Raw genomic sequence first — 21,726 nt, forward strand, 5'->3', positions numbered from 1 at the left:
GGCGCCTACGCTGGGCGCATGGTGAACCCGACCGGCGGCGTGCTGTATCCCGCCCGCCTGCCGCAGTTCCACCGGCTGCCACCACCGGCGGAGGCCGCGGAGCTGGTCGCGTGGTTCTGGATCCCGGAGTGGGACATCGCCCCCGGTCGTTCGTCGCGCCAGGAGGTGGTCTCCTTTCCCGCGCTCAACCTCGTGGTGGACCCGCATGCCGTGACGCTGTCCGGCGCGACGACGCGCGCGTCCCATCGCGATCTGCGCGGGAGCGGCTGGGCCGTGGGCGCGCTGCTGCGACCTGCAGCGGTCGCGGCGCTGATCGACGATCCCGCGTCGCTGGTCGACGCCGAGCGTAACCTCGACAAGCGGTTCGGCGACGTCGCCGGTCTCCGCGAGCGGGTCGTCGGGGCGATGGGCACGGGGGAGGGCCATCGGGAGCGTGCGGTCGCGGAGTTCGCCCGCTGGCTCGCCGCGCGTGCGGGTGCCGTGGACGACTCGTCGCGTCATGCGAATGCGCTGATGGACGCGCTGATGGGCGATGACGCCGCCCTCACACCGGAGGAGGCGGCGACGCGACTCGCCGTATCGGTGCGCACACTGCAGCGGATGACGCATCGTCACGTGGGTCTCTCGCCCGCGGCGATGATCCGCAGACGGCGTCTGCAGGAGGCGGCGCGGCGCGTGCGGGAGGAGCCGGGCACGGACCTCGCCTCGCTCGCCGCGGAGCTCGGCTACGCGGACCACGCGCATCTGACCCGCGACTTCCGGGCCGTGCTGGGCGTGGCTCCGCGGGTCTACCGCTCGGAGGCGGCGGACTGATCGTCGGCGCGCGCCAGGCGCAGACGCAGCAGTCGATATCCGACGCCGACCAGCACGACGACCATCCCGATCAGCGAGGCCAGGACGGGGAGCGTGCTCACGAGCACCAGGCACCCGAGCGCGCCGACCACCTGCAGGGCGCGGGGGTAGCGCCGCGCGGGCCCCGTCTGCCGGAAGGCGGAGGCGTTCGCGATCAGGTAGTACAGGAGCACGCCGAACGACGAGAACCCGATCGCACCGCGCAGGTCGGCGGCGAGCACGATGACGATCACGATGACGGCGATCGCGATCTCGGCACGCTGCGGCACCTGGTGGCGCGCATCCACCTTCGCGAGGAAGCGCGGGACGTCGCTCTCCCTGGCCATCGCCAGGGTCGTCCGGCCGATACCGGTCAGCAGAGCCAGCAGGGCGCCCAGCGACGCGGTGGCGGCGGCGATCCGGATGAGGGGACCGAGCTGGGGCCACCCCGCGCGCTCCAGCAGATCGACGAGCGGCGCGGCGGATCCGACGGCGTCGGCTCCGAGCACGAGCACGACGGCCGTGCCGACGACGGCGTACACGACCACCGCACCGCCGAGGGCGAGCACGATCGCCCGGGGGATGGTGCGCGCGGGATCGACCACCTCCTCGCCCATGGTGGCGATGCGGGCGTAGCCGGCGAAAGCGAAGAACAGCAGCCCAGCCCCCTGGAGCACGCCGTAGACGGTCGCGTCCGGAAGAGGCGGCGCTCCGGCAGGAACGGCCGTGAGCCCGAAGCCGACGGCCACCGCGAGTCCGAGGAGCGAGCACACGACGAGGATGCGCGTCAGCAGCGCGGTGCGCGTCACGCCGAAGCAGTTCACCACGGCGAGGGCGGCGACCGCGGCGACCGCGACCGGCACCTGCCACCCGGCGGGCGCGGCGTAGGCGGCGAAGGTCATCGCCATGGCCGCGCAACTCGCGATCTTTCCGATCACGAAGCTCCATCCGGCGACGAAGCCCCACCACGGGCCGATCTCGGCTCTGGCGTAGGCGTACGTGCCGCCGGCCACCGGATGCACCGCGGCCAGCTGAGCGGACGAGGTCGCATTGCAGTACGCGACGACGGCGGCGATCGCGAGCGCGATCAGGACGCCGCTGCCGGCCACGCCGATCGCGGGAGCCCAGACGGCGAAGACGCCGGCGCCGATCATGGAGCCGAGGCCGATCGCGACGGCGTCGACGAGGCTCAGGCGGCGGGCGAGGGGCATCCCGTCATCGTGGCACGTCGCGGTGAACGGCGGGTGACGCGGAGGGCGTCTGCCTCGGCGTCGTGGTCACCGCGGGCAGCGTCAGCAGGGCGGGAGCGTCTCCGCCCAGGCGCAGGGTCTGCTCGCTCGGGATGAGGCGCGAGTGGTCGCGCACCGGGTCCTCCGTCCCCGGGTTCCGCAGGTGCAGGGGGTGCGCGCCGGAGGACACCTGCACGCGCAGGCGGGATCCCGCGGCGACACGGTGGGCGAGCGGGGCGAGCTCGAGCCGGATGCGCCCGCTCCCGTCCTCCGAGACCTCGGCCGACAGCCGCCGATAGCCGTCGGTCAGGGTGCGCGAGACCCCCTTCGCATCCACCTCGCAGAGCCGCACGAACAGGTCGACGCGCGGGTTCGACGAGGTGAGGGCCAGCGCGACCTCGGGCGTCCCCATCAGCAGCAGATCCTCGCGGAGGGGCTCATCGGTGAAGACGAGCACGTCGGCGCGCTGCTCGCGCCGACGCTGGACGCGACGGCCGGCCGAGAACGGATTGAGGGTGCGCCCGCCGGCGTCCGGTGTCGGATCGCCCGGGTCGTATCGGTAGGAGAGCGCGCCGGCGGGGTGGGCGTCGCCGCTGCGGTCGAGGCGGCCGTCGGCGGTGAGCTCGGCGCTGAGGCGCGTGTGCGGCGGCGGCCAGCTCTCCAGGTCTCGCCACCCGCCGCCGCCGGTGACCTCCATGCGAGCGCCGGTCGGCGGCGCGGTCTCGGGGAACGATCGCAGCGCCTCCCGCACGCCGATCACGGTGATCTCCGGCGCCCCGTGCACCCAGTCGCCGACGATCAGGCGGACGGGGCGGCCGGCCTCGTGGAGCGCCGCGTGGTCGGCGAGCTGTCCGACCAGGAAGAGGTCCTGCCACCCGGCGACGAGGGTGACCGGGGGGATCGTGTCGACATCCTGGGCGAAGTGCATCGGCCGCCACCACGGGTCGCCCGCATCGCTGTGCTCGACCCAGTCGCGGAAGAACTGCGGATCCGCTCCGCGAGCGACCCGCACCGCGTCAGCGGGAGGGACGGCGAGAGCGCCGCGGCGCAGCGCCCACCGCGCCCGCACCAGCGCCCCGATCCGGGACGGCAGCGCGCGCTCCTGGATGTCCAGCGCGTACGCCCAGGTGAGAGGGGTGTCGATCGAGAACCCGCCGCCGGGATACAGGATGGCGTCGTCGAAGCGGCGCGCCGAGATCGCGATGCCCATCGCATCCGGACGGTCGTCGCCGTCGCAGTACGCCCACTGGGTCACGCCGAAGTAGCTCCCGCCCCAGGAGTGCACGCGTCCGGTCGCCCAGGGCTGCGCGCGCAGCCACCGCAGAGTCGACTGTCCGTCCGCGGCCTCGTCGTGCAGCGGGTCGAAGGCTCCGGCTGAGCCGAAGGTGCCGCGACAGCTCTGCACCACCACGTGATGACCGCGCGCGGCCAGGAAGAGCGCGACACCGCCGATGCCGTCGCGCCCGTACGGAGTGCGGATCAGCACGGTGTCCCCGCCGGCGCCGTCCGCGTGCCAGTGGTCCGTCAGGAGCACGGTCCCGTCGCTCGCGCGGACGCGGATGTCGCGTGTGCGGTGCACGGACGGATGCGTTCGCGGTGGCATGTCCGCGGCGCGCGCCAAGCGCCGGTACTCGCGGCGGGCCGCACCGCGGAGGCGGGGTGACCCGGTCATCGCACGCCCTTCACTCGGGCGACCGCGAACGCGGCGATCACGGCCATCACGACCGCGCCGATGTACAGGGCCGCGAAGTTCTCACCTGTCGGCGAGCCTATGCGCGTGGCGAAGAAACCGAAAACGGGCACCAGGATCCCTGGGAGCAGGTAGGCCAGGGCGACGATGCCGAGGTCTTTGCCCGCATCCTCGACGGACGGCAGGCACTCGGTCATCAGCGCCACGTCCGCCGCGATGTAGGCGCCCTGCCCGGCTCCGACGATCGCGATCCCGATGAGGAAGAACGCGATGTCTCCGAAGGAGACCGCGAGGAGGAGCCCGCCGGCGCTCGCGAGCGCGCCGATCACGACGCTCGGCTTGCGGCGTCCCGTCCGGTCCGAGATCACGCCGAAGACGAACGCCATCACGAGGTTCATGAGCGTGAAGGCGGCGGTCGCCTGCGTCTGCACACCGGCGATCTCGGTGGGGTCGTCGATGCCGAACCGGCCCGAGATCGTGAGGTAGAGGTAGCTCGTGACGGACACGATGGATGCCGTCATGAAGAAGCGGCACATCCACGCCCACGCGAAGTCCGGGTAGCGCCGCGGGCTGAGCCAGAACGTGGCCAGCACGCCGCGCCAGTCCATCGGCTCCGCGGGCTGACGGCGACGGATGTCCTTCAGCGCGAAGAAGAGGCTGATCGCGAGGAGGACGGACAGTCCCCCGGGGATCAGGAACATGCCCAGCTGGCCGGTCGGGGCGACGACGCCCGCGAGCGCGACACCGCCGAGGATCCCGATGGCGGTGGCGGCGCCCGTGACGGCCGACATGATGGCCCGGATGCTGCGGCGGATCTGGTCGGCGAACAGCGTGTGCACGGTCATCGACACCGCGCCCCACCCGACCAGGACGAGGATCGTGCCGATCCCGAGCACCGGCAGGGACGCGGCGGTCGCCTGGATCGCGTAGCCGGCGAGGGCGATCAGCGATCCCGAGAGGATCCACGGGCGGCGGATGCCGAGGCGGGACATCGAGCGGTCGCTGAGGCGCCCGAAGATCGGTGTCGTGATGAGGATCGCAGCGCCGCCGAGGGTGAGGATGATGCTGAGGTTCCCGGTCGCCTGATCGGGATCCCATTCCTTGAGGAGCTGCGGGATGGCCACACTCGCGACGCCCTGGGCGATGCCGGAGCCGAGCCAGGCGAGGACGAACGTCACCCAGAACCACCGCGTCTGCCGCTGGCCGGGGATGGCGTCCGCGGTGAGCGGAGGTGCGGGGAGGGAGGGGAACACGGGATCTACGGCGTGGGTGGACATCATCGTCTCCTGGTCTCGGTCGGGTGCGGGCATGGCAGTGCGGTCGTCGGACGGGTGCGGTCTTCGGGCGGGTGCGGTGGTCAGGCGTCCGTGGCGGCGGCGGTCGTGGCGGGGCGACGCGAGGCATCGTCTCCGCTCCTGGTGCGGTAGGCGATCGCGAGCTCGTCGGCGAAGACCGCCTGCCAGTCCCGTGCTCCCTGCCAGCGGGCGGTGAGCCCGGGGGAGCCGTGCACGTGCCCGGGTCCGACGTGCAGCCGGACGGGAACTCCCGCCTCCCGCAGCACGCGAGCGTAGGCGATCGCCCCGTCGCGGAGGGGGTCGAACTCCGCCGCGAGGATCAGTGCGGGAGCGAGTCCGCGGTGGTCCGCCGCGTCCAGCGGGGAGGCGGCGGAGAGCGGGGCACCGGCGCGATAGAGGTCGGCGAGTCTCTCTGCGCCCTGCATGCCCGACGCGGCGCGATGCCGATGCCCCGACGCTCCCACCAGGCGGAGAGCCGCCGGCAGCACCTCGAGGGCCTGGTGTCGCAGGCGTCGTCCGGCATCGCGCTCGCGCAGCGCCGTCGTCGCCGCGACGGTCGCTCCCGCGGAGTTGCCGCCGACGCCCAGGCGCTCGGCGTCGATCCCGAGGTCGTCGGCGCGGCGGCGCAGGTCCGCCAGGGCGGCGACGGCGTCGTCGACCGGTGCGGGGAAGGGGTGCTCGGGGGCGAGCCGGTATTCCAGCGCGATGATCTGCACTCCCGAGCGGAGCGTCCGGTCGGCGCAGATGCGGTCGTTGAGAAGCTCGTCGATCGTGCCGCCCGTCCAGCCTCCGCCGTGCAGCCACAACAGGGTCGGCTGCGGCCCGACCGCTCCTCCGGTGCGGAACACGCGAGCGCGGCAGGGGCCGGACGCGCCGTCGACCTCCCGATCGCTGATCTCCACCCCGGTCGGCGCCGGATCGGTGAACTCGGCCGCGAGGAGATCGCTCAGCTCGCGCTCCGCCCGGCGCCGCTCGGTCGGCTCTTCGGATCGGAGACCGGGAAGAGCGGCGGAGATCTCCGCGGCGCGCTGCAGCCACTCCAGGATCGCGGGGCTCAGCGGCGGCAGGTCCTCGAGAGGGACGGTCATGCCGCCGCCTCCTCGTGCAGGGTGCGCAGCTGCGCCACGATGAGCCGGTGCGCGACATCCGCGGCGGGGACGAAGCCGGTCGAGCCGAGGGAGCCGTGGGTCTGTCCGACGAAGCGGAGCGCGGTGACGGGGACGCCGGCTGCCGAGAGCGCTCGTGCGTAGGCCTCACCGTCTCCGCGCAGCGGGTCCAGCTCCGACGTGAGGATCAGGGTCGGCGGGAGTCCCGCGTGCGATGCGGCGCGCAGAGGCGATGCGTACGGCCGGCGCGCGATCGCCGCGTCGTCTCCGAGGTACTGCCGCACCAGGTTCCGTCCGGCCGCGCGCACGATGACGCCGGGCATCCGCGCGTCGATGCCGGCCATGTCGGCGTGGCCCATGGTGAGGTCGAGGGCCGGGTTCTCCAGCAGTTGGAAGGCGATCGGGTGCGCGGAGCGGTCGCGGTTCATCAGAGTCACGGCAGCGGCCAGATCGCCTCCCGACGAGGCGCCGCCGACGGCGATGCGGTCGCGGGATGCGCCCAGCTCCGCCGCATGCGCGTGCGTCCATTCGAATGCGGACCAGCACTGCTCCGGCTGCGTGGGGAAGCGCTGCTCCGGCGCGTGCGCGTAGTCCGCAGCGACGATCACGATCCCGGCGTCGCGAGCGCGGGTCCGCAGTCGCGCGTCCCAGGAGACCCAGTCGATCCCGGCGATCGTGAATCCACCGCCGTAGAAGTACACCAGCACGGGCAGCCCCGCACCGGGAGGGGTGCGCTCCTCGCCGGGCCAGTACACGCGGACGCGCACATCGGGGTGGCCGTCGACCGGCACGATGTGCTCCTCGGCAGCGGTGCGCGGCGGGGCGATGCCGAGCGCGGCGCTCACCGCGACGTCGTTCGCCGCCGCCACACGCCGTCGTCCTGCGGGGTCGGCGGGCTCCGGGGCGAGCAGCGGCGCGACGCGCTGCTCGAGGGCGGCCACCGCGCTGTCCAGCGCGGGACGACGGAATCGGGATCGATGTGCGTGCATCCGGCATCTCCTTCGACGAGTTCCGCACTAGTCTGAGCAATCGAAGAACTTCGATGAAGCAGGAGGCGGAGGATGCGCGCACGCCCCGGTCGGGTCACGATCTACGACGTCGCCGCGCGCGCCGGAGTGAGCATCTCGACGGTCTCGCTGGCCGTGAGCGCTCCGCACCGCGTTCGTCAGGAGACCCGTGAGCGCATCGTCGCGGCAGCCACGGAGCTCGGCTACCGCATGACCTCCGGACGCAGAGTGGGGGCCGCTCGCATCGCGGTCGCCGCCCCTTTCACGACGTACCCGTCGTACCTCCGCCGGCTGTCGGGGATGCTCCGCCGTGCCAGGGACGCGGCGGTGGACATCATCCCGTACGACCTCGACTCCGCCGCCGCCGCGGAGGAGCCGCTGCTGGACGTGCTGCCGACGCGCACCGACGTCTCGGGGCTCGTGGTGATGGGCGTGCCGCTGGGAGGTGCCGCCCGGCGCGCGAGCAGGGCGGCCCGCATCCCGGTCGTGTACGTCGACGTCGTGCCGACCAGAGCCGAGGCGGGCGGACCCGTCATCCTCGTGGACGATCGGGACGGCGGCGCGCAGATCGGGCGTCATCTCGCCGAGCTCGGACACCGGAGGGTCCTCTTCGTGCACGAGCCGCAGCGGTCCCCGGCGTACGTGTCGGCGGGCATGCTGCGCGTCGAGGGGCTGATGCCGCACGTCGCGGTGACCGATCTGCCGGTCGATGCTCCCGCGTCGGTCGATGGGCGCGTGATCGCCGCGGCACGGTCCGCCGGGGCGACGGCCATCGTGGCGAATCACGACCAGTTCGCCGTGGCGGTCCTGACGGCGCTGCATGCGGAACCGGGGGGCGCTCCGCTCGCCGTCGTCGGATACGACGACGGCGAGGCGGCCGCAGCTCTGGGCATCACGACGGTGCGTCAGCCCTTCGAGGAGAGCGGGCGCACGGCTCTCGAGCTCGTCCTCGGGCTGGTGTCCGGCGCATCGAGGGAGCACGGGACCATCCGACTGGCCCCGACACTCGTTCCGCGGGCGTCGACGCTGTCGGTCCCGATCGCGGCCGCCGTGCCCCCGGAGGTCAGGACCGAGAAGAAGCCGTGACCCGCTTCTTCTCGCGGATGTAGACCTCGCGGCGCACCTTGGCGACGACATCGCCCTCGCGATCGGTGATCACCGTCTCGAACCACTCGAGCACCTTGGCCCCGCCGCGCGCACGCTCCCGGATCTCCTCCGCCTTCTGCTTCGACACATGGAACTCCGCCGTGAGCACGCCGCGGCCCGGCTTGAGGAACTCGATCTCGCCTCGGGTGTCCCACACGACGTGGTCGCGGCCGAGCTGGTGCATCACCAGCATGAAGAAGTAGGGGTCGGTCATCGCGGACATGGAGCCGCCGAACGCGGTCTTGACGTAGTTGCGCGTGAACACGTTCACGTGCAGTTCGACGGTGACATGGGTCCAGTCCTCGCTGAAGCGGCGCACCCTGATGCCGCTGAAGAGGTTGGGGATCCACAGGCTCATGCCGATCGCGAGACGGCGGGGAGTGATGCGCATGCGGCCAGTGTGGAGCAATCCGCCATGGGTGGGGAACTTCTGTGGAGGGTTGCCACATAAGTTCTAGTTCACATAGAATAACTAGAGATCACGACGAGAGGGGGACCGGATGCTCATCCGCGTCGATGCCGACAGTCCGCGGGCCCTCTACGACCAGGTCGCCGCGTCCATCCGCTCCGACATCCTCGCCGGCGTGCTGTCGCCGGGCGATCGGCTCCCCGCCGCGCGCGACGTCGCGGAAGCGCTGGAGATCAACCAGCACACCGTGCTGCACGCGTACCAGCGGCTCCGCGATGAGGGGCTGGTCGATCTGCGTCGAGGTCGGGGCGCCGTGATCGCGGCGACCGCCGCCCCTCTCGCCGAACTCGCCCACGACATCGAGGAGCTGGTGCGCCGGGCAGCGGCGCTCGGCGTCTCGGTCGACACTCTCGCCGGCATCGTGCACGCGCACCGCGATCCCCGCAACGCCCCCACGCCGTCCGCACCACCTGAGGAGGACTCGCCATGACGACACACGACCTCACCCGCACACCGCCCGCGCTGCTGCGGCGCGCCAGAGCGCGGTTCTTCCTCGTGGCGCTGGTCGTCCCCGTCCTGATCACCGCGGCTGCCGTCATCGTGCTCCTCACCTGGTTGCCCACGCTGCCGGAGCAGGTGGCCACGCACTGGGGCATGAACGGTGCCGACGCCTTCGGCCCCGTCTCGGTCTACCTCTGGATGCTCCTCACCATCGGCCTCGGGATCCCCGTGCTGATGGCGGTCACGACGCTTCTCGCGGTCGGCGCGCACTGGGGTGGCGCTGCGCGACTCATGGGCGCGCTCGCCGCGGGCATGGCCGCCTTCGCCGCGGTCACGACCCTCGGCTCCCTGTGGATCCAGCGCGACCTCGTCGACACGACCCGGGTCCCCGGCATCGGCGGCGTCGTGGCCGTGTCGTTCGCGGCCCTCCTCCTCGTGGGCGCCGCGGCCTGGGCCGTGCAGCCCCGGGTGCGCCCCGAAGCGGGTCGGACGCTGCAGGCGCGGCACGTGATCGACATCGCGCAGGGGGAACGGGTGGTCTGGGTGGCGACGACCTCGATGCCGCGCGGGGCGCTCCTCTTCCTGATCGTCGTCCTGCTCGGCCTGGTCGCGCTCGCGGGCTACATGCTCGGCACCGGCGTCGCCGGCGGCGGGATCGTCGCGGTGGTGGTGGTGCTCGTCGCCCTCGCCCTCGCAGCCACCGCATCGTTCCGAGTCACGATCACCCCGGAGGGCTTCGCGGCCCGCGGACGCCTCGGATGGCCGCGCATCCGCATCCCGCTCGACCAGATCGTCTCGGCGCGCGCGGTCGACATCTCCCCGTTCGGCGAGTTCGGCGGCTGGGGCTGGCGCATCGCGGTGGACGGACGCTCCGGGATCGTCATGCGACGCGGGTCCGCGATCGAGGTGTCGCGCCGCGATCGACGGCCGTTCCTCGTCACGATCGACGGTGCAGAGGAGGGGGCCGCCCTCCTGCAGGCGTACGTCGACCGCGGACAGGCGCCGTCAGGATCGGCTTCCGGCACCGGGGAGGTGACGGCGTGACCTCTCGGACGACGCGTGCGGAGAGTGTGCACTGGCCCGCCGTCGCGGCCTTCGTCCTGATCGCCTGCGCTCTCGCCTGGGTGGTCGTGCTGCCGCTGTGGTTGGGGCGGGGCCTCGCCGAGCCGATCTCCACGGTGCTCCTGCCGGTGATGATGTTCACCCCGGCGATCGCGACGCTCGTCGTGACGTTCGTGATGAAGGTCCCCGGGCCCGGGAGGCGCGCGCGCTTCCTCGGGCTGTGGCCGCTGCGTCCGGCCAAGCGCGTGGTGTGGCTGATGGTCGCGGGCTGGCTGGTGCCGCCGCTGCTGGTCGCCCTCAGCATCCTGCTGTCCGCCGCCCTCGGTTTCGTGCAGCTGGACCTGACCTTCTCGGCGTTCGCGTCTCAGCTCGACGGCGCCCTTCCCGACGGGGTCCCGGTGCCGCCTGTCGGCGCCGTGGTGCTGGCCCAGCTGGCCCTGCTCCCGGTGGGTGCGCTGTTCAACAGCGTCTTCGCCTTCGGAGAGGAGATCGGCTGGCGCGGCTGGCTTCTTCCGGCGCTGCGCCCGCTGGGCACCTGGCCGGCGCTCGTGCTGAGCGGTGTGATCTGGGGGCTGTGGCACAGTCCGGTCATCCTGCTCGGCTACAACTTCGGGCGGACGGACATCACGGGCGTGCTCTTCATGATCGGCGGATGCGTCGCCTGGGGTGTGCTGCTCGGCTGGCTGCGCCTGCGCTCGGCGTCGGTCTGGCCCGCGGTGATCGCGCACGGATCGCTCAATGCCGCAGGCGGCCTCATCGTGCTGTTCGCCGCCGCGCAGCCCGACCTGGCTCTGGCCGGACCGCTGGGCGTCGCCGCCTGGATCGTGCTCGCCGTCGTCGCGGCGGTGCTGGTGCTGACGGGACAGTTCCGCCCGCAGCCCGCCCTCGCCGATACCGCATCGCCGGCGCCGGCGCCGCGCCCTTGACGGCGCGCGGCGCCGGCGGTTGGCTGAGGGCATGGAACCCACCCCCGCCGCCTGGTCGCACGCCGACGACTTCCTCGAAGACATGCTCGTCGGAGACGACGACGCCCTCGCCGCGGCGCTCGACGCGCAGCGCGCCGCCGGTCTCCCCGAGATCGAGGTCGCACCCGTGGCCGGGAAGCTGCTGAACCTGCTGGTGCGCATCAGCGGCGCGCGGCGGGTCCTCGAGATCGGCACGCTGGGCGGCTACTCCACCATCTGGATGGCGCGCGCGGTCGGCCCGGAGGGTCGCGTCGTGACGATCGAGGCGGAGGCGGTGAACGCGGGGATCGCCAGGGCCAGCATCGACGCGGCTGGTGTGGGGGAGCGGGTCGACATCCGTGTCGGCCGAGGCGCGGACGTGCTGCCCACTCTCGTCGGCGGTTTCGACCTGGTGTTCATCGACGCCGACAAGGAGTCGAACACGATCTACCTCGACTGGGCCGCGAAGCTCGGCCACCCGGGGACGGTGATCGTGCTGGACAACGTCGGTCGCGAAGGGGAGATCGTCGACGAGCACACGACCGACCCGAAGGTGATCGGCACGCGCGAGGGGCTGCGGATGCTGGGGGAGGACCCGCGGTTCGACGCCACCGCCCTGCAGACCGTCGGGGCGAAGGGATGGGACGGCTTCGCGCTCGCCGTCGTGGTCGAGGCGGCCGGGCTAGACTGAGCGCGGATCGACGACGCTCCACACCACGTTTTCCCCCTGAGCAAGGAGCACATCAGTGGCACTGATCGAGGCTGTAGGCGCACGCGAGATTCTCGACTCGCGCGGAAACCCGACCGTCGAGGTGGAGGTGCTCCTCGACGACGGCATCGTGCAGCGCGCGGCCGTCCCGTCCGGGGCGTCCACCGGTGCGTTCGAGGCGTACGAGCTCCGCGACGGCGACAAGAGCCGCTACGGGGGCAAGGGCGTGCTGAAGGCCGTCGAGGCCGTCATCGACGAGCTCGGCCCGGCGCTGGAAGGCGTGGAGGCGAGCGAGCAGCGCATCGTCGACGAGATCCTCATCGACGTCGACGGCACCGAGAACAAGAAGCGCGTGGGCGCCAACGCCATCCTCGGCGTGAGCCTCGCGGTCGCCAAGGCCGCCGCCGACTCCGCCGACCTGCCGCTGTTCCGCTACCTGGGCGGCCCGAACGCGCACGTCCTGCCCGTTCCGCTGTTCAACGTCATCAACGGCGGCGAGCACGCCGACAACGGCATCGACATGCAGGAGTTCTTCCTCGCCCCGATCGGTGCGGAGACGTACTCCGAGGCGTTGCGCTGGGGTGTCGAGACCTACCACGTGCTGCGCGCCGAGCTGAAGGCAGCGGGCTACGCGACCGGCCTCGGCGACGAGGGCGGCTTCGCCCCCGACCTGCCCAGCAACCGCGAAGGTCTGGACTTCCTGGTCAAGGCGATCGAGAAGGCCGGCTTCACGCCCGGCACCGACATCGCGCTCGGCCTCGACGTCGCCGCCACCGAGTTCTTCAAGGACGGCGTCTACCGTCTCGACAACAAGGACTGGGACGCCGCCGCGCTGACCGAGTACTACGTCGGACTGGTCAACGACTTCCCGATCGTCACGATCGAGGACGCCCTCGCCGAGGACGACTGGGACAACTGGAAGCACCTCACCGACGCGCTCGGCACCAAGGTGCAGCTCGTCGGAGACGACCTGTTCGTCACCAACCCGCAGCGTCTGGCCGACGGCATCAAGCGCGGCGTCGCGAACTCGCTGCTGGTGAAGGTGAACCAGATCGGCACGCTCACCGAGACGTTCGACGCGGTCAGCCTGGCCCAGCGCTCCGGCTACACCGCGATGCTCTCGCACCGTTCCGGCGAGACCGAGGACACCACGATCGCCGACCTGGTCGTCGCGACCAACGCCGGACAGATCAAGGCCGGCGCGCCCGCTCGCAGCGAGCGCGTCGCGAAGTACAACCAGCTGCTGCGCATCGAGGAGGAGCTCGGCGACGCCGCGGTCTTCGCCGGGCGCTCGGCGTTCCCGCGCTACCAGGCCTGAGCGCAGCCGAGAAGACGAAGCACGCCGCCGTCCGGGCGGTGAGATCCGCCGCGGAAGCGGCATGACGAAGGAGGGGCCGTGGCACGACGACCGGCTCCTCCTTCGCCGTCTCCCGCGGCGAAGGGCTCCGGCCCTGCGGGGCGGACGTCGACGCGAGCGACTTCTCCGGCCCGAGGGCGCGGGGCAGCGCCGCGTGTCGATGTGCGGGAGTGGACCGCCGGCATCCGGCTGTCCGCCTTCTCGGTCATCATGCTCTCGCTCGTGGTGCTCGGTGCCTGGGTGCTCGTGCCGACGCTGGGCACCTACATCGATCAGCGTCAGAAGATCGCGGCGCTCGAAGCCTCGGTGCAGGTCAGCCAGGACCAGATCGCCGCTCTCGAGGCAGAGCGCGAACGCTGGAACGATCCGGCGTACATCACCACGCAGGCCCGCGAGCGCCTGTACTACGTCAAGCCCGGCGAGGTGGTCTACCTGGTCGACAACGACCTCGACCCGTCGGCGCTGCCCCGCGAGCAGGAGCCCGTGAGCGACACGCTCGAGGAGAAGCCCTCGGACTGGATGCCCCAGCTGCTGCGCACACTCGTCTCGACGGGTCTCAGCGACACCGCTGCCGCCACCCGCTGAGGGGCGCGTCGAGCATCCTCTCGGTCGGCTCCCCTACGCTGGAGGGGTGACCACGCCCCCGTTCCCCGCGCCCACGCCCGCCGAGCTCGCCGTCGTCTCGGCCCAGCTCGGCCGCCCCGCCCGCGGAGTGGTGGGGATCGCCGCCCGATGCGCCTGCGGCAACCCGACCGTGGTCGCCACGACGCCGCGCCTTCCGGACGGCACCCCGTTCCCGACCTTCTACTACCTGACCCACCCGGCCGCGACCGCGGCGATGTCGACGCTCGAGGCCACGCAGGTGATGCCAGAGCTGGCCGCCCTGCTCGCCGAGGACGAGGACACGGCCGAGGCCTACCTCGCCGCCCACCGGGCCTACCTGGCCGACCGTGCGCAGTTCGGGGAGGTCGCCGAGATCGACGGCATCTCCGCCGGCGGAATGCCGACGCGCGTGAAGTGCCTGCATGCCCTCGCCGGTCACGCGCTCGCGGCCGGTCCCGGCGTCAACCCGATCGGCGACGCGGCTCTCGCCCGCTCCGCCTGGTCCCCTTCGGTCTGCCGCTGCGAGGACCCCGGCGCCGCTCTCCGCGCCGAGGCGGCTGCTCCGGCATGACCGCGCGCCGCACGCTGCGCAGCGCCGCCGCCCTCGCGGTGGTCGCGGCATCCGTGCTGCTCCTCGGAGCCACCCCGACCCCCACACCGCCTCCGGTGCCCGACGACCCCAGCGACCCGGTGCGGGCGTCGGAGTACTGGCTCGACGGGGCGCGGATCCGCGAGGCGTGGCAGACGACCCGCGGCGAAGGGGTGACGATCGCCGTGATCGACACCGGCATCGGCAAGGTCCCGCAGACCTTCGGGGACGCGGTGGTCGGCGGTACCGACGTCTCGGGCGCGGGAAGTGCGGACGGCCGCACGCCGCTCGGCGCCGTCGACGGCGACCACGGATCCTGGGTCGCCTCGCTCGCGGCGGGCCGTGGTGCTCCCGACGGGACCGGCATGATCGGCGTGGCGCCCGAGGCCAATCTGCTGTCGATCTCGGTGGGCTTCGGCGCCGCCGCCGCCGTGCCGTTCACCGAGCAGGTCGCGAAGGGCATGCGCTGGGCGGTCGACCACGGCGCCGACATCATCAACCTCTCGTTCACGACCAACACGCTGGACTGGGACGAGAGCTGGGACGACGCGTTCCTCTACGCGTTCGAGCACGACGTCGTGGTCGTGGTCGCCGCCGGCAACCGGGGCAGCGGCACCAACATCATCGGGGCACCGGCCACGATCCCCGGCGTGCTGACGGTCGGCGGCGTCGACCAGACCGGAACCGCGAGCGTCGAGGCGTCGACGCAGGGCATCACGATCGGCATCTCCGCGCCGAGCGAGGGGCTGCTCGGTGTCTCGGCCGACGGCGAGGTGGTCCGCTGGCGCGGGACCAGCGGCGCTGCGCCGATCGTCGCGGGCATCGCGGCGCTCATCCGCTCGGCGCATCCCGACATCGCCGCGATCGACGTCATCAACCGCATCATCAAGACCGCCATGCCCGTCCCGGACGCGACCAGGCCGCAGGACCCGCTGTACGGGTACGGCCTGGTCGACGCCGAAGCGGCCATCTCGGCCAGCATCCCCACGGTCACCGAGAACCCGATGGGCGATCTGGCCGAATGGATCCGCGTGTACCGCCGCGCGGAGACCGAGCCGCAGCCGGAACCGACCGTGACTCCGGTCGCGATCCCTCCTCTTCCGGCCGCCGACGCGCCCACCGAACCCGGTTCACCGTTGCTTCCCAGCCCGGATTCGCTGCGCTACGGTACCCTGCCGCTCATCGCGCTCACGGTCCCTGGTATCCTGATAGCGCTTGGCGTCACCGCAGCTGCCCGGCGCATCCGATCGGCGCGCGTTCCCGTACGCCAAATTCCCGACTCCGAGGAGTAGTTCTTCTGTGCCTCAGAACAGCACTGTGCCCAAGATCCTGATCGTCGGCGGAGGGTACGCGGGTTTCTACACCGCGTGGAAGCTCGAGAAGCACCTGCGCAAGGGTGAGGCCGATGTGACCATGGTCGACCCGCTGCCGTACATGACGTACCAGCCGTTCCTGCCCGAGGTCGCCGCCGGTTCGATCGAGGCGCGCCACTCCGTGGTCGCGCACCGCCGTCACCTCAAGCGCACGAACGTGGTCACGGCCAAGGTCACGAACATCAACCACGCGCAGAAGGTCGCCACGATCACGCCGCCCGTGGGCACGCCCTACGAGTTCGCGTACGACCAGATCGTCGTGACCGCGGGTGCCGTCTCCCGCACGTTCCCGATCCCCGGCATCGCCGACAACGCGATCGGGCTCAAGACGATCGAAGAGGCCGTCGCCATCCGCGACAAGGTCATGTCGAACTTCGACAAGGCCGCCTCGCTCCCCGCCGGTCCCGAGCGTGACCGTCTACTGACCGTCGTCGTGGTCGGCGGTGGCTTCGCCGGCATCGAGGTGTTCGCCGAGCTGCGCTCGCTCGCCTCCTCGCTCGTGGGCAAGTACCCCCAGCTGCGCTTCGAGGACACGCACTTCCACCTGATCGAGGCGATGGGCCGCATCATGCCCGAGGTCTCGCTGGAGACCAGCAAGTGGGTCATGAAGGACCTCGGCAAGCGGGGCGCGTTCATCCACCTCGACACCCAGGTCACGGGAGCCGTCGACGGCAACGTCGAGCTCTCCACCGGCGAGGTCATCCCGACGGATGTCATCGTCTGGACCGCCGGCGTCATGGCCAACCCGACCGTCGTGCGCGGCGGCGACCTCCCGGTCGAGGAGCGCGGTCGCATCCAGACCCGCGCCGACCTGCGCGTCGGCACGCCCGAGGCGTTCGTCGAGGGCGCCTGGGCCGCCGGTGACGTGTCCGCCGTCCCCGACCTGTCCGGCGGCGGTGTCGGCGGTTTCTGCGTGCCGAACGCCCAGCACGCGGTCCGCCAGGCGAAGCTCCTCGCGAAGAACCTCGTGGGCGTGCTCCGGGGCGAGAAGCCCAAGGACTACTTCCACAAGAACCTCGGCGCTGTCGCGGGTCTCGGCCTCTACAACGGTGTCTTCCAGTCCGGCAAGATCGCCCTGAAGGGCTTCATCGCCTGGCTCGCGCACCGCGGCTACCACGGCCTCGCGATGCCGACGTGGGAGCGCAAGTGGCGCGTGCTGTGGGGCTGGTGGAACAACCTGTGGCTCGGCCGCGACCTCGTCAACCTCGAGACCGTGCAGAACCCGCGCTACGTCTTCGAGGAGTTCGCCGCACGTCCGCGTCCGGCCGCTCCCGCTGCTCCGACCGCAGATGCACCGGCGGCGAAGACCGAGCCTGCGAAGAAGCCCGCGGCGAAGAAGGCATCCGCGAAGCCGGCCGACCAGCCTGTCGAGGCTGCGGCGAAGTAACAGCTCTCCGTACCACCTGGATCGGCCCCGACGCGTCCGCGTCGGGGCCGATCCTCGTCTGCGGGTACGTCTCGGAGGCGATGCACAGGTGCGGACGGTAGCTTCGGTCGGACAAGGGGAGTACTCCCGTCTGCAGCGTCGTCGTCATTACGAGCATGAGGTCATGCTCCGGCCCGCTGGCCCGCGAGGGTGGAGGAGACCTTGGCACCCGCACTGCGGGCTGCCGAGCGCCCCTGCCGTCCCTGCGACGTCGTGGAACCGGTGGCCCGCCCCACGAAAGGGACCACCCATGGGCAAGCTCTCCCGTCTGATCGGCCTCGCCTCCGAAGCGCTCGACAAGGGCGCCGGCACCGGGCGGAGCGGCGCCGCACCGGCTCCCCGGTCAGCTGACCCCTACGCGCCGCCGCCCGCCGGTGCGTCGCGGGCCCCGCAGGCGCCGTCCGAGGCAGATCGCGCCGCGATCGCCCGCTACGACTACCTCCTGCAGACGGCTGATCCGCAGCGGATCGAGCAGATCCACCGCGAGGCGTTCGCGCGGCTGAGCCCGGCGCAGCGGAGCCTCGTCGAGGCGCGCATGCGCGAAGAGCTCCCATCGTACGAGCGTCCGCGCTCGTCCTCTCCCGACGACCTGGCCCGCGCCGCAGGGCGCGCCGAGGCGATGACGCCGGGGCGGATGCGCGGCTTGCTCTCCCGCGTGCGCGGTGCGGGTGTCGGAGGTGCAGCCGTCGCCGCCGGCGGTGCCGCGGTCGGCATCCTCGGTGTCGTCGCCGGAGGCGCGGTGCTCAGCACCGTGGCCGGTCCGATCCTCGAGCAGGCGGCCGGACTCGGAGTCGACTTCGGCGCGCTCGCGGAAGGCGTGGATATCGAGTCGCTCGCCGCGGGCGTGGACGTCGATGCTCTGTCCGGGGGAGCCGAAGACCTCGTCGGGTCCGCGGGTGAAGCGGTGTCCGGGCTCGGCGACGCGGCTTCCGGATGGGGAGACCGGCTCGGTGACCTCGGCGTCCCGGGCCTCGGCGATCTGTTCGGGCGCTGATCGGGCATGCTCGTCGTCACCGAGGCCGAGCACGGCTTCACGGGTCTGACCGGGTTCGCCGCCGACGTCCTCACGGCGCTCGGCGACATCGGAGTCGGGGTTCTCGTCTTCCTCGAGGTCCTCATCCCGCCGATCCCGAGCGAGGTGATCCTGCCGTTCGCGGGCTACCTGAGCCAGAGCGGCGAACTGCACCTGGGGTGGCTGATCTTCTGGAGCACTCTCGCGTCCTGGCTGGGCGCCCTCCTGCTCTACGGCCTGGGGGCGGCGATCGGCATGGACCGCGCGATCCGACTGCTCGCCGCGACCCGCCTGGTGAGCCGGACCGATCTGCAACGCGGCTCGGACTGGTTCGTGCGCAGCGGCGGATGGACCGTGCTGGTCGGCCGGATGGTGCCCGGTGTACGCAGTCTGATCTCGATCCCCGCCGGCGCGTCCCGGATGAACCTGGCCCTGTTCAGCGTCTACACCGTGATCGGCAGCGGGCTCTGGAACACCCTGCTCATCGGCGTCGGCGCAGCGCTCGGAACGCAGCATGAGCAGCTCGAGCACTACCTCGGATACCTCGACTACGTCGTCTATGCCGCGATCGCGATCGCCCTCATCGTGCTCGTCATCCGTCGGATGCGGGAGGCGGCGGGCGAGCGGCGGGCTGCCGCCGAGGACGGCGACGCGACGTCGACACCGGCGTGACGGCGGGGGTGCCCCCGCTGGGACTCGAACCCAGACTGAAGCGATTTTAAGTCGCCTGCCTCTGCCATTGGGCTACGGGGGCCGCGCGGCCAGCCTATCGTCGCGGTGGGCGTGCGACGCCGTGCCATCGGGGGTGATCCGCGGTGCCGTCAGGCCGTATGGTGGGGGAGTGCTCGACCTCATCGATGAACTGAGCCCCGCCTCCGGCGCCTCCGCGGTCGCGCCCGAGTGGGAGGATCCCGCCCGCTACTGGCCGCGCCTGTCGGCGGCCACCGGACATCTGCCGGCGCCCGTCGCCGTGATCGACCGGGAGGCTCTGCGGTACAACGCGATGGACCTGCTGGTGCGGGCCGGCGGCCTTCCGATCCGCGTGGCCTCGAAGTCGGTGCGGGTGCGCGCCGTGCTCGATGCCGTGCTGAAGCTCCCCGGATTCCGCGGCATCCTGGCCTTCACGCTCGAGGAGGCCCTCTGGCTCGCGGAGACGCACGACGACATCGTCCTCGGCTATCCGACGGTCGACCGTGCGGCCCTGGCGCGTCTCTTCGCCGACGAGCAGGCCGCTCGGCGCATCACGCTGATGATCGACGACCTCGCTCATCTCGACGTGATCGACAGCGTCGCCGGTCCCGGCACCCGCCCTCCGATCCGGGTCGCCATCGACGTCGACGCCTCGTGGCGTTCGCCGCTCCTCGGGCACATCGGTGTCCGGCGCTCGGCGCTGTTCTCGGCCGGAGAGGTCGCCGCTTTCGCGCGCAAGGTCGTCGCGCGGCCCGGCTTCGACCTGGTCGGGCTGCAGATGTACGACGCCCAGATCGCGGGGCAGGGCGATGCGGCCGGACCGGACGCCCCCGTGATCCGGATGGTCCAGGCCCGCTCCCGGAACGAGCTGCGCGAACGCCGAGCGGCGATCGTGGACGCGGTCCGCGGGATCGCTCCTTTCGAGTTCCTCAACGGAGGAGGGACCGGGTCGCTCGAGTTCACCGGGAGCGATGAGTCCCTCACCGAGGCGAGCGCGGGCAGCGGCCTCCTCGGCGGACACCTGTTCGACGGGTATCGGTCCTTCCGCCCTGCCCCCGCTTCCGCCTTCGCCTTCGATGTCGTCCGCCGCCCGGCCGTCGACATCGCCACCGTGCTCGGCGGGGGCTGGATCGCCTCCGGGCCTGCCGTGGCCTCGCGACAGCCGCGCCCGGTCTGGCCCGAGCGGCTGCACACCCTTCCGCGGGAAGCGGCCGGCGAGGTGCAGACGCCGCTGCAGGGCCCCACGGCCGCTGCGCTCGGGGTGGGCGACCGGGTCTGGTTCCGGCATGCCAAGAGCGGCGAACCGGCCGAACGCATCGACCGGTACCACCTGGTCTCGGGAGACGAGGTCGTCGACGAGCTGCCGACCTACCGTGGCGAGGGGAAGGCGTTCCTGTGACGCGGATCGGCGGCACCTGGCAGAACTGGGGCCGGTCGGCGTCGGTGCGGCCCGTGCGAGTGGAACGTCCGCGGACCCCGGAGGGTGTTCAGCGCGCGGTGATCGCCGCGGTCAAGCACGGACTCCCGGTGAAGGCGGTCGGCGCTGGGCACAGCTTCACCGGGATCGCCGTGGCCCCGGGCGTCCTCCTCGAGCTGGACGACATGCAGGGGCTCATCTCGGCCGACGTCGGCACCGGACGAGTGACGCTTCTGGCGGGAACCCGACTGCATCGCATCCCCGGCCTCCTCGCACCGTACGGTCTCGCGATGGAGAACCTCGGCGACATCGACCGGCAGTCCATCGCCGGTGCCATCTCGACGGGCACGCACGGCACGGGCGCCGGGTTCGGCGGCCTGGCGACGCAGGTCGTCGGCGTCACCCTGGTCACGGCATCCGGAGAGTTCCGGCGGATCGACGAGGAGCACGACGCCGATCTGCTCCCGGCCGTCGCTCTCGGCCTCGGCGCGCTCGGCATCATCGTCGAAGTGACGCTGCAGTGCGTGCCGGCCTTCGTGATGCACGCGATCGACGAGCCGGTGCCGCTGGACGACGTCCTCGCCACGCTCGGTGAACGCGTCGCAGGCTCCGATCACTTCGAGTTCTACTGGTTCCCGCACACGGAGGTCGCGCTCACCAAGCGGCAGACGCGCCTGCCCGAATCGACCGTGCGCAGACCGCTCCCGGTCGTCGGGCGCTGGATCGACGAGACGCTGCTCTCCAACGGCGTCTACCGCGTGGTCTGCGCGGCGGGCCAGGTGGTTCCGGCCCTCACTCCGCCGTTCAGCCGGCTCGCGGTCAAGCTCACCGGCGACCGCGAGTACACGGAGCTGTCGCATCGCGTGCTCATCCAGAGCAGGACCGTGCGCTTCCGGGAGATGGAGTATGCGATCCCGGCCGAGAACGTGGTCCCGGCGTTCCAGGCGGTCCGCGCCCTCATCGCCCGACGCGGGTGGCGGATCGAGTTCCCGATCGAGGTGCGCTTCGCGGCAGCCGACGACCGCTGGCTCTCGACCGCCCACGGTCGCGCGAGCGCCTACATCGCGGTCCACCGGTACTGGCGCGCCGACCCGACAGAGTACTTCGGAGCGGTCGAGGAGATCATGGGCGAGCACGGTGGGCGTCCGCACTGGGGGAAGCTCCACACGCTGACGGCGGAGACGATGCGCGATCGCTATCCGCGGTTCGACGACTTCCTCGCGTTGCGTGACCGGATGGACCCGGACCGCCGTTTCGGGAACCGCTATCTCGAACGGGTCCTCGGCGCGTGAACCGGGTCTCCCGAGCCCGCGCATGCCCAGTCCACGTG

At 71.9% G+C, this 21,726-nt stretch carries 21 protein-coding genes and 1 tRNA gene; 15 read left to right on the forward strand and 7 right to left on the reverse strand.

The features are described 5' to 3' along the window. Nucleotides 1-18 precede the first annotated feature (18 nt). Nucleotides 19-813 carry a helix-turn-helix domain-containing protein gene (locus tag CSX12_RS05480; RefSeq protein ID WP_124895114.1) on the forward strand — a complete coding sequence of 265 codons (795 nt, stop codon included), beginning with the start codon at nt 19-21 and terminating at the stop codon, nt 811-813. On the opposite strand, the gene CSX12_RS05485 is transcribed toward CSX12_RS05480, so the two are convergent. From CSX12_RS05485 to CSX12_RS05505, 5 genes are all read right to left on the reverse strand, one after another. Beyond that, nucleotides 789-2,042: an APC family permease gene (locus tag CSX12_RS05485; protein WP_124895115.1), complete on the reverse strand. Its 1,254-nt coding sequence runs from the start codon at nt 2,040-2,042 to the stop codon at nt 789-791. The genes CSX12_RS05480 and CSX12_RS05485 overlap by 25 nt on opposite strands. A 4-nt stretch (nt 2,043-2,046) precedes the next feature. After that, nucleotides 2,047-3,639, reverse strand: coding sequence for a CocE/NonD family hydrolase (locus CSX12_RS05490; protein WP_206427140.1), 1,593 nt, complete (start codon nt 3,637-3,639; stop codon nt 2,047-2,049). 89 nt (nt 3,640-3,728) lie between these two features. Next, nucleotides 3,729-5,027, reverse strand: a complete 1,299-nt coding sequence (locus CSX12_RS05495; protein WP_241160571.1) for an MFS transporter — start codon at nt 5,025-5,027, stop codon at nt 3,729-3,731. An 80-nt stretch (nt 5,028-5,107) separates the two neighbouring features. Further along, on the reverse strand, nt 5,108-6,133 hold the full coding sequence (locus CSX12_RS05500) for an alpha/beta hydrolase (protein WP_124895118.1): 1,026 nt from the start codon (nt 6,131-6,133) through the stop codon (nt 5,108-5,110). Then, complete coding sequence (locus CSX12_RS05505; protein WP_241160572.1) at nt 6,130-7,140, reverse strand: alpha/beta hydrolase; 1,011 nt, start codon at nt 7,138-7,140, stop codon at nt 6,130-6,132. Before CSX12_RS05505 ends, CSX12_RS05500 begins: the two co-directional genes overlap by 4 nt. 72 nt (nt 7,141-7,212) lie before the next feature. Here CSX12_RS05505 and CSX12_RS05510 point away from each other — a divergent pair, with 72 nt between their 5' ends. Then, nucleotides 7,213-8,244 (forward strand): LacI family DNA-binding transcriptional regulator, encoded by a 1,032-nt coding sequence (locus CSX12_RS05510; protein ID WP_124895119.1) that lies wholly within the window; start codon nt 7,213-7,215, stop codon nt 8,242-8,244. On the opposite strand, the gene CSX12_RS05515 is transcribed toward CSX12_RS05510, so the two are convergent. After that, entirely contained in the window at nt 8,222-8,695 is a 474-nt protein-coding gene (locus tag CSX12_RS05515; RefSeq protein ID WP_124895120.1) for a DUF4442 domain-containing protein, read from the reverse strand. The two genes, CSX12_RS05510 and CSX12_RS05515, sit on opposite strands and share 23 nt — an antisense overlap. 109 nt (nt 8,696-8,804) lie before the next feature. Here CSX12_RS05515 and CSX12_RS05520 point away from each other — a divergent pair, with 109 nt between their 5' ends. The 11 genes from CSX12_RS05520 (at nt 8,805) to CSX12_RS05570 (ending at nt 18,961) form a co-directional block, all read left to right on the forward strand. Beyond that, nucleotides 8,805-9,203, forward strand: coding sequence for a GntR family transcriptional regulator (locus tag CSX12_RS05520; RefSeq protein ID WP_017203960.1), 399 nt, complete (start codon nt 8,805-8,807; stop codon nt 9,201-9,203). Beyond that, nucleotides 9,200-10,258: a DUF1648 domain-containing protein gene (locus CSX12_RS05525; protein WP_124895121.1), complete on the forward strand. Its 1,059-nt coding sequence runs from the start codon at nt 9,200-9,202 to the stop codon at nt 10,256-10,258. The genes CSX12_RS05520 and CSX12_RS05525 overlap by 4 nt, the downstream gene beginning before the upstream one ends. Continuing rightward, the gene (locus CSX12_RS05530; RefSeq protein ID WP_124895122.1) at nt 10,255-11,202 is read left to right on the forward strand and encodes a type II CAAX endopeptidase family protein; all 948 of its coding nucleotides are present in this window, start codon (nt 10,255-10,257) and stop codon (nt 11,200-11,202) included. Before CSX12_RS05525 ends, CSX12_RS05530 begins: the two co-directional genes overlap by 4 nt. Before the next feature lie 31 nt (nt 11,203-11,233). Further along, a complete protein-coding gene (locus CSX12_RS05535) occupies nt 11,234-11,911 on the forward strand; it encodes an O-methyltransferase (RefSeq protein WP_124895123.1) in 678 nt (225 codons plus the stop codon). Between the two features lie 55 nt (nt 11,912-11,966). Continuing rightward, nucleotides 11,967-13,247 carry a phosphopyruvate hydratase gene (gene eno / locus CSX12_RS05540; protein ID WP_017203956.1) on the forward strand — a complete coding sequence of 427 codons (1,281 nt, stop codon included), beginning with the start codon at nt 11,967-11,969 and terminating at the stop codon, nt 13,245-13,247. Nucleotides 13,248-13,448: 201 nt separating this feature from the next. Continuing rightward, nucleotides 13,449-13,871 (forward strand): septum formation initiator family protein, encoded by a 423-nt coding sequence (locus tag CSX12_RS05545; protein WP_241160573.1) that lies wholly within the window; start codon nt 13,449-13,451, stop codon nt 13,869-13,871. Nucleotides 13,872-13,917: 46 nt separating this feature from the next. After that, a complete protein-coding gene (locus CSX12_RS05550) occupies nt 13,918-14,460 on the forward strand; it encodes a DUF501 domain-containing protein (RefSeq protein WP_124895125.1) in 543 nt (180 codons plus the stop codon). Continuing rightward, a complete protein-coding gene (locus tag CSX12_RS05555; protein WP_124895126.1) occupies nt 14,457-15,770 on the forward strand; it encodes a S8 family serine peptidase in 1,314 nt (437 codons plus the stop codon). The genes CSX12_RS05550 and CSX12_RS05555 overlap by 4 nt, the downstream gene beginning before the upstream one ends. A gap of 25 nt (nt 15,771-15,795) precedes the next feature. Further along, complete coding sequence (locus tag CSX12_RS05560; RefSeq protein ID WP_124896816.1) at nt 15,796-17,238, forward strand: FAD-dependent oxidoreductase; 1,443 nt, start codon at nt 15,796-15,798, stop codon at nt 17,236-17,238. A 289-nt stretch (nt 17,239-17,527) separates the two neighbouring features. Beyond that, nucleotides 17,528-18,271 carry a cation-transporting ATPase gene (locus CSX12_RS05565; protein ID WP_124895127.1) on the forward strand — a complete coding sequence of 248 codons (744 nt, stop codon included), beginning with the start codon at nt 17,528-17,530 and terminating at the stop codon, nt 18,269-18,271. Nucleotides 18,272-18,277: 6 nt separating this feature from the next. Beyond that, nucleotides 18,278-18,961, forward strand: coding sequence for a DedA family protein (locus CSX12_RS05570; RefSeq protein WP_124895128.1), 684 nt, complete (start codon nt 18,278-18,280; stop codon nt 18,959-18,961). A gap of 9 nt (nt 18,962-18,970) precedes the next feature. Here the strand turns inward: CSX12_RS05570 and CSX12_RS05575 are convergent. Further along, nucleotides 18,971-19,043 (reverse strand) — tRNA-Leu (locus CSX12_RS05575). Nucleotides 19,044-19,130: 87 nt separating this feature from the next. On the opposite strand from CSX12_RS05575, the gene CSX12_RS05580 reads away from it, so the two are divergent. Together CSX12_RS05580 and CSX12_RS05585 are read left to right on the forward strand one after the other, a co-directional pair. Beyond that, on the forward strand, nt 19,131-20,378 hold the full coding sequence (locus tag CSX12_RS05580; RefSeq protein WP_124895129.1) for an alanine racemase: 1,248 nt from the start codon (nt 19,131-19,133) through the stop codon (nt 20,376-20,378). Beyond that, a complete protein-coding gene (locus CSX12_RS05585) occupies nt 20,375-21,688 on the forward strand; it encodes a D-arabinono-1,4-lactone oxidase (protein ID WP_017203947.1) in 1,314 nt (437 codons plus the stop codon). The genes CSX12_RS05580 and CSX12_RS05585 overlap by 4 nt, the downstream gene beginning before the upstream one ends. The last annotated feature ends 38 nt before the right edge of the window (nt 21,689-21,726 follow it).

Source organism: Microbacterium sp. Y-01 (assembly GCF_003856715.1).
Lineage (GTDB): Bacteria > Actinomycetota > Actinomycetes > Actinomycetales > Microbacteriaceae > Microbacterium > Microbacterium algeriense.

Bases quoted from the DNA above. Each gene is read 5' to 3' on its own strand.
- CSX12_RS05480 (WP_124895114.1), top strand. From the start codon at position 19: ATGGTGAACCCGACCGGCGGCGTGCTGTATCCCGCCCGCCTGCCGCAG.
- CSX12_RS05520 (WP_017203960.1), top strand. From the start codon at position 8,805: ATGCTCATCCGCGTCGATGCCGACAGTCCGCGGGCCCTCTACGACCAG.
- CSX12_RS05515 (WP_124895120.1), bottom strand. From the start codon at position 8,695: ATGCGCATCACTCCCCGCCGTCTCGCGATCGGCATGAGCCTGTGGATC.
- CSX12_RS05525 (WP_124895121.1), top strand. From the start codon at position 9,200: ATGACGACACACGACCTCACCCGCACACCGCCCGCGCTGCTGCGGCGC.
- CSX12_RS05500 (WP_124895118.1), bottom strand. From the start codon at position 6,133: ATGACCGTCCCTCTCGAGGACCTGCCGCCGCTGAGCCCCGCGATCCTG.
- CSX12_RS05505 (WP_241160572.1), bottom strand. From the start codon at position 7,140: ATGCACGCACATCGATCCCGATTCCGTCGTCCCGCGCTGGACAGCGCG.
- CSX12_RS05495 (WP_241160571.1), bottom strand. From the start codon at position 5,027: ATGTCCACCCACGCCGTAGATCCCGTGTTCCCCTCCCTCCCCGCACCT.
- CSX12_RS05555 (WP_124895126.1), top strand. From the start codon at position 14,457: ATGACCGCGCGCCGCACGCTGCGCAGCGCCGCCGCCCTCGCGGTGGTC.
- CSX12_RS05535 (WP_124895123.1), top strand. From the start codon at position 11,234: ATGGAACCCACCCCCGCCGCCTGGTCGCACGCCGACGACTTCCTCGAA.
- CSX12_RS05570 (WP_124895128.1), top strand. From the start codon at position 18,278: ATGCTCGTCGTCACCGAGGCCGAGCACGGCTTCACGGGTCTGACCGGG.
- CSX12_RS05510 (WP_124895119.1), top strand. From the start codon at position 7,213: ATGCGCGCACGCCCCGGTCGGGTCACGATCTACGACGTCGCCGCGCGC.
- CSX12_RS05565 (WP_124895127.1), top strand. From the start codon at position 17,528: ATGGGCAAGCTCTCCCGTCTGATCGGCCTCGCCTCCGAAGCGCTCGAC.
- CSX12_RS05485 (WP_124895115.1), bottom strand. From the start codon at position 2,042: ATGCCCCTCGCCCGCCGCCTGAGCCTCGTCGACGCCGTCGCGATCGGC.